General features: G+C 32.8%; 2 protein-coding genes and 1 pseudogene. All 3 read right to left on the bottom strand.

Going from position 1 to position 2,336, the window contains the following annotated elements; all coding sequences use genetic code 11:
- A pseudogene (locus tag DRF60_RS20780) lies at nt 1-810 on the bottom strand (RHS repeat-associated core domain-containing protein); the annotation flags it as partial.
- A 108-nt stretch (nt 811-918) separates the two neighbouring features.
- Nucleotides 919-1,437, bottom strand: a complete 519-nt coding sequence (locus DRF60_RS20775) for a hypothetical protein (protein WP_123902715.1) — start codon at nt 1,435-1,437, stop codon at nt 919-921.
- Between the two features lie 4 nt (nt 1,438-1,441).
- Nucleotides 1,442-2,336, bottom strand: an 895-nt coding sequence (locus DRF60_RS21680; RefSeq protein WP_238640272.1) for an RHS repeat-associated core domain-containing protein, incomplete at its 5' end; no start/stop codon positions are given.

Below are 2,336 nucleotides of genomic sequence, written 5' to 3'. Positions count from 1 at the left end.
GGTAATGTTTCCGTTGAGATCATACGCCAGAGATTCTGTATTTTCTTTGCTGTAAGGGTTGTTTGGATTCTGGTAATATCCCGCTGTAAGCCTGTTGAGGTTATCATAGGTATAGCCATATCTTTTGGGGGTAGAAGATGGATTAACACCTAATGTTTCTACTGCCCGCCAATCTACTTCGGCAATATTTCCGTTGTATTTAGCTTTTACATTCTTTCCTCCAAACTGTACAGGGTCTGGATTTTCTATTCCTTCTTTTTGGGTGTATTTGATCTTGTAAGAAAATAATTTTCCTCCTAAGTTGGGGACAGCCATCTGATCTTTGTTAATGTGTGTCATCCATCCTCTGATATTGTAATCGTAATCAATACTTTGAAGGTTATTTCCGACTTTCTTGTTTTTTAACTGAGAAAGTTCGTTGTATTCGTTCTGAACCAATAATTCTTCTGGCTGGCTGTCAACCTGGTGGTAATGCTGTAAAAGCCTGTTCTGATTATCATAGACAAAACGTTCTTTTACCATGACTCCTTCTTCATTGGATTTTCTTGCGTGGTAAGTATTAACTTTCTGAGGAACTCCTGCAAAATCCAGTTTGGATTCTGTTTTGGTATAGCCTCCCAGGTGATTAATGGAATGACTTCCAATAGCTCTTCCCTTGGTATCGTAATAGGTGTAGTTCTTTGTCCAGTTATCGTCTTCAATGTTTTTAACTAAACTAAGCACGGGAAGTCCTTTTGTGCTTCTTCCATCGGCTGATAGAGTTTGAGTCAATACGGATTCTCCCTGAATGGTTGGAAGGATTAATAACAATGTAGCTGCTTATAATTACAAAAAACCTCACATATTGCGAGGTCTTTTTTATTATCTCCCACACGATACAATCGTGGGAGATACGGGAGTTTTTGTTAATTGTATTTTTTATTTACAAGATACTTTCAGAGTAATATCCTGTGAAATATTTGATTTTACCTTTTTATAATTAGTTAAGTCATTTTTACAGAAATAATAACTAACACCTTTTTTCTTATCATCTCTACTGTATTCAATAGTCTCCGCATTATATTCTATTAATTTATATTCTTTTAATTTATTAATAATATTAGGATTTGAATTATTTTGATTATCATCAAACCAATAAAATATTTTACCATTACTTTCTATATAATTTGTTGGCAACCGATTTAAAGGTTTATCATTATCAATATAAAATTTGTTAGAATTTCCAATTATATTTACTTCAATAATGTTAGTCTTTACTTTATACGAAACTGAAAAAAAAGTATCTTTTTTCAATAATGAAGAAGTTTTAGAAAAATCACTTACAGCATTATCAATTGCTACTAAATAATCTCCTTTTGAAATAAGTCCTTTTGTCTGACCATTACAAGATAATGGTAAAAATAAGACTAATAAATACAAATATATTTTCCTTTTCATATTGTTAATCTTTCGTATAATCAACCGTTTCAACTCCTGGTCCATATGTAGGATTTGTTAAGATTATAAATTTGTGAAAATATGGTTTCCAACCATCCCTAAAATCCCTATCTGCTTTAGACGGGGAAGTGCTTGCATCTCTGCTATATCCTCCAGTTGGGTGAGTATGAAAATCTGTATTAGTAAATAATCCTTGTCTATTTAGACTATTTCGATTAATTGTCGTATTAGAACTCGAATAAGTGTTTCCATCATATTCATCTATATAAACGCTACTAATTTTAGCATCTGCGGAATTTTCACTGGATAAATAAGCTCCTGAAAATTCAGTCCCAACATAATTAGATACTTTAACAAGAAAGTCTTCCACACCCGCTAAAGAAGGTTGATTCTTTCCGCCTACATCAATGATATTATCTTTGCTTTTAAAATTCTGGCCATCTTTTAATATTCCTTTTGCAATATTATCTACTTCAACCTTAGCTTCTCCCTTTCTATTATATTTTACTTCTCCATTTTTATCTGTCTTAAGAATTCTATCTGGCTGATTGTTTGTTTCTCCAACTTGTTTTACTTCTCCAGTTTTTACATTTAACGTAAAATCTGTTTCGGGTTTTCTTCCATCCGGATCAATAAATCTAATCGGATTATTAAAAGCATAATTATAAGGACTATGTCTCGTCATTTTCTCCGCCAACGGATCTATTACTCCCCATCTTCCAATATCCGGCATGTAAAATCTTGCTCCATAATCATACTGTCCCGTTTCCTGCTGTAATTCTTTACTATTATATTGATACTTATAAGCAGAATTTCCTGTCAAAGCATTATATCCTTCATGCTTTAACCCAAATGGATAATAATTGTTTTCTTCAAGAACTTCTGCGCTGCTGCCATTG

The sequence above is a fragment of the Chryseobacterium elymi genome (genome assembly GCF_003385495.1).
Classification (GTDB): domain Bacteria; phylum Bacteroidota; class Bacteroidia; order Flavobacteriales; family Weeksellaceae; genus Chryseobacterium; species Chryseobacterium elymi.
The sequence above is the reverse complement of the archived record's forward strand: the minus strand, read 5'-3'. Positions and strand labels throughout refer to the sequence as shown.

Coding starts and splice junctions, on each gene's coding strand:
- DRF60_RS20775 (WP_123902715.1), bottom strand. CDS start 1,437: ATGAAAAGGAAAATATATTTGTATTTATTAGTCTTATTTTTACCATTA.